The sequence below is a fragment of the Magnetococcales bacterium genome, assembly GCA_015231175.1.
In the GTDB taxonomy this organism is placed as follows: domain Bacteria; phylum Pseudomonadota; class Magnetococcia; order Magnetococcales; family DC0425bin3; genus HA3dbin3.
In genome coordinates, this window is record JADGBZ010000144.1 from 1 (window position 1) to 4,268 (window position 4,268).

The window sequence follows — 4,268 nt, forward strand, 5'->3', positions numbered from 1 at the left end:
TCGCAAAGCGCCCAATCCCCCAAGACCCTATTGTCCACCCCGCACCGGCCACACGTAGGTGGTGGCGCTCTTGGTGCTGACGTTCACGAAGCCGTCGTCGAGGTACACGTACCAGGCGACGGAACCACTGGTAGCGTAAGAGGAACTCGACCAGTAGTAGTTGCTCTGCACACCAGAGAACGGATGACCAGAAGGCAAGGCAGGGCTAATCTGGCTCCTATCCACCAGGCTCTTCAACTCAACCTTGTTGGGCAACCGCCAATCCCCCGCCTTGGAGCTGTCCGTCAAACCACAGGCCCCGCTCGCCAGGGTGTTGGCCGAGGTGAGGGCATTGGCCCAGGTTTGTGTATCGAAGCAGTTGGCGTTTTTCAACCAGATCAACCCGGTCAGATTGTCAGTGACCGTGCCATTGCCGTTGTCGGTGAAACGGGGCGTAGGCCAGGCAACCCCCTTCTGCAACGCACCATCCTGACCCGTACCGCCGCAGGATATCGCTGCGCTGGTTGTGCCGGTTGGGTCAGAACAAGTGGTCTGTCCGGTTCTGGGCAGAGGAGCCGAGCCTGTCACTGTCGTCGTTGTCGTTGCTTTGTCGTTCAAGGTGACCGTCAGCGTGCCGATGGTTCCCACGCTGGCGTAGGTCGGATTGCCCAGGGTCAGGATCATGGTCTTGCCGCCGCCGCTCAGGGCGGTGAAATCGATCATGCCGCCCAGGGTTCCTGCCGGAACGGTCACCGGCGAGGTGGTCGAGAGGGCATAATCCGTCCCGGCCTTGGCTGTCCCCGCAATGGTGAAAGGAACGGATACGTTCACACTGCTGGCCTTGGACAGGGAAAACGGCACCGCGACCTTGTCGCCCGGGTAGTTCGTCAGACTGGCCGTGGTGAACTGTACGACCGGTTCAGCGGCAACAACGCCGGCGGAAGGATTGTTGGCCAGCGTTTCGTTGGTGACGTTGGTGACAGGTTGCGTGTTGCCTGTGGGCGGACTGGAAACAGGATCGCTGCTGCCACCGCTCACCGGGGCGACACGAACGAATGTTGTGGAACCCGGGCTGTCGTCCGATGCGACGAACGAGTTGCCACTGATGATGATTCTATCTGTGCCAACAGGGTGGGAAGCGCCACCCTGTCCATTGGTGTCCACGATCAATCCAACAGAAAGGACTCCCGTGGAGGCGTTCCATTTGTAGGTGCCAAACTCGACGCCATTTGTAACATTTGGATCTACGGTGTTTTTCTCGGCCAGGAAATAATACCCGTTGTTGAAGAAAGTCACGACAACAGAGTAGGTCTTGTTCGCATCCGTGGCATACCAGGAACCCACCAGAGCGTTGCTCGGGTCGCTGACCAGGCGGATCAGATTTGATGGCGGATCGGTAGCCGAAGTGGATGAATCCGTATACGTCGCGACATCGCCGTTGAACTTGACGATTCCTGGCCCTTTGGTCAGGGAATCGCTCAACCCCCAGGTGCCATTGGTATCCACCTCCACTTTCGTGGCGGCCAACTTGCCGGTGGCGGCATCCCAGGAGTAGCTGCCCAACTCCACGCCGGTAAACCCACCTCCATCCGTTGGTCCTGTCTCGGCATGAACGTAAGTGCCGTCGCTCAGGAAGGTGATGACCCCGCTGTTCCCCCACGCGTCGTTCAGGGAATACCAGGTACCCAGGAGCGTGTCACTGGCTTTGCTCGTGCTGACGGGGGGGGCTGCGCTTGGCGGCTCGACGATGGTGACGGTCACCGTCGCCACGTTGGAGCTCAACTTGCCATCGCTGACCTTGAAGGTGAAACTATCCGTGCCGGTGATGTTGGTGTTGGGGGTGTAGGTGATGGCCCCACTGGTGGGGTTGATAAAGGTTGCACTCCCTTTGGACCCGTTGGTCACGATGCTGTAGGTCAGGGCATCGCCGTCCGGGTCGGAGGCCGTCACGGCTTGCGGCGGACGACCCAGGAGGGTGAGACCGGAGAATGAGGTGTTTTTGGTGATGCTCAACGATCCACCGCTGGCGACCGGCGCCCGGTTGACGGCCCCGGTGTTGGTGGAGGTCGTTGTCGCGGCAATGGCTGTCGCACTGCTCCCCTGCAACTGACCGAGCAGGTCGCCGGTGGTGACCAAAACGCCACTCACGGCGTTGGTCAGAATGGTGGTCGCTGCCGCCTGGGTGGTGGCAAGGACATTGGCAGTCAATGTCTGTGCGGCCTCCGAGGCTTTGCTCCCGACCGTGATGGCCTGATACTTTTGCTTGAGATCGACGAAGGCCGCGTTGGTCTTGTCCAACACCAACACGCTGTCGACCCCCGTCATCCCCTGCTGCTTCAGGGCGCTTGAGACCGGTAGAGCCGCAAGGCGGATCGCAATATCGCTGGCGCTGACTTTGCTGCCTTCGACGGCGTTGACGGTCGCGGCCAAGGCTGTCGCCAGGGCGGTCTTGACCTCGCTGGCGCTCATGACGGCGCCGCTGTTTTTGGTGACAGAGAGCTGGTTGCTCACCACCTCCGTGGCCACCTGGGCCGCCTGCACCTGCACGACGGCGATCAACTTGTCTACGCTGATCCCGGCAAGATCCGAGGTGGAAACGGCAGAGGCCACGCCTGCGACCCTCTTTTTGCCGTCAACATAACCGTCGGACATATCTTCGCCCAGCAATTGGAGAACCCTGGCCGGGGTGACGGTGGTTCCCCCCGTGCCGGTGACGGAACGGGCGGTGCGGCGGGCCATTTCACCCAGCGCCTCGGAGGCCATGGCCACGGAGGAGGCCACCGCTGCGGTGACCGGCGTGGTGATGAGGTCGATCTGGCTGTTCTCCCCATCGACGCCGAAGCCGAGCTGTTTGATCATCTGGCTGGACATGGACGTCACATCCGTCGCCTTGACCAGGGAGAGCCCGCCGACGGCATTTTCAACCGCCGCCGTCACCAGGGTGGTGAGGGGGGAGGCGTTGGCCGTGGTCTGGGATGCAGAGGTGACCAGGGTGGTCATGGTGAAGGGGATCGTCTCGCCGGTCACGGTGTCCACACCGTCCGTGCCCACTTCAATCTTCCAGGGCATGGGTTGGTTTCCGGGTACGGAGACCGAGTAGGTGCCATCGGCGAGAGTCTTGGCCGTTGCCCCGGCGATAACGCTACCATCCGCATTCTTGACCGTCACGGTGGCGCCGCTCACCGGGCCATCCAAAGCCGCACCCTTCACCGTGACCGGAGCGCTGCTGCCCGAAGAGGCGCCACTGCCGCCATCGCTGCCGCCGCCTCCACATCCCCCGAATGTCCACGCGCTCAGGAGCGCCAAAATCCACAGCCGTTTTTTCATGAAATGTCCCTCAAAATGAGCCTGTTCCAAACGTCATTTCCATTTTTCCGACGCCAACGCCAAAGCACCCGACAACGCATCGGGCTCCAGGGGGCTGGCTCCCTGGCAGGTCAAGGGCAGCGCCCTTGCGGGGTTCGGGGCGAAGCCCCAACAGAGTCTTCCATGTCAAACCCTTCTTGAAAGATTGCCGGATAGTTACCCATTTGCAACGGGGGACTGTACTGGACATTTTTTGATAAGTCACCACCAAAACGGGGCAGACCTGTAATAATATAAATTATATATTAAGATATAAATATCGTGGGATTGCAGGGGCGGGGGGAGTCTGATTTCAAGTCTTTGGGCAGCTTTTCAGCCATATTCTGTCTGCAACGCCGCCGTCGCCTCCGCATCGATCTCCATGCCTGCGGGCTTGGGCCCAAAATCCGCCGCAATCTCCGCCAGGGATCGGTTGACCTGGGGGTGCAGCAGGTCGGGCGCCAACTCCGCCAGGGGCAAAGCCAGGAAGGGCCGGCGCAAAATCTCCGGGTCGGGAATGCTCAAAGGGGGCTCCTCGACGATCTTCCTGCCCATCAGGGCAATGTCCAGATCCAGGGTGCGCGGGCCATCTTTGGAAAGTTCGCCACGGTTGCGCCGGCATTCAGCCTCGATCTTCCGCAACATTGCCCGCAACGGCCACGGCTCCATGGGGCGTGCGAGACACAGGGCGCCGTTGAGAAAATCCGGCTGATCCATCAGACCGACCGGCCTGGTGCGATAGACCGTGGAGACCGCCACAATACCCAACTCCTGGTGACAACGCCGCAGGCCATGTATCAGGTTGGGCAGGGGGTTCAGATTGGCGCCGAAGGCGATCAAGATTGGAGCATCCATGGTCGTCTCGCTTGCACAGAAAGGATCTTTTGTAGTAACTATTCAGCACCCGACCACGAATCGGGATCCAGGGGGCTGGCTCCCTGGCA

Annotated in this window: 2 protein-coding genes; both read right to left on the bottom strand. The window is 60.7% G+C overall.

Translation table 11 applies throughout. The features are described 5' to 3' along the window. Positions 1 to 27 precede the first annotated feature (27 nt). Positions 28 to 3,306, bottom strand: coding sequence for a DUF1566 domain-containing protein (locus HQL63_15885; GenBank protein ID MBF0178303.1), 3,279 nt, complete (start codon positions 3,304 to 3,306; stop codon positions 28 to 30). 351 nt (positions 3,307 to 3,657) lie between these two features. After that, positions 3,658 to 4,179 (bottom strand): 2-amino-4-hydroxy-6-hydroxymethyldihydropteridine diphosphokinase, encoded by a 522-nt coding sequence (folK, locus tag HQL63_15890; protein MBF0178304.1) that lies wholly within the window; start codon positions 4,177 to 4,179, stop codon positions 3,658 to 3,660. Between the last annotated feature and the right edge of the window lie 89 nt (positions 4,180 to 4,268).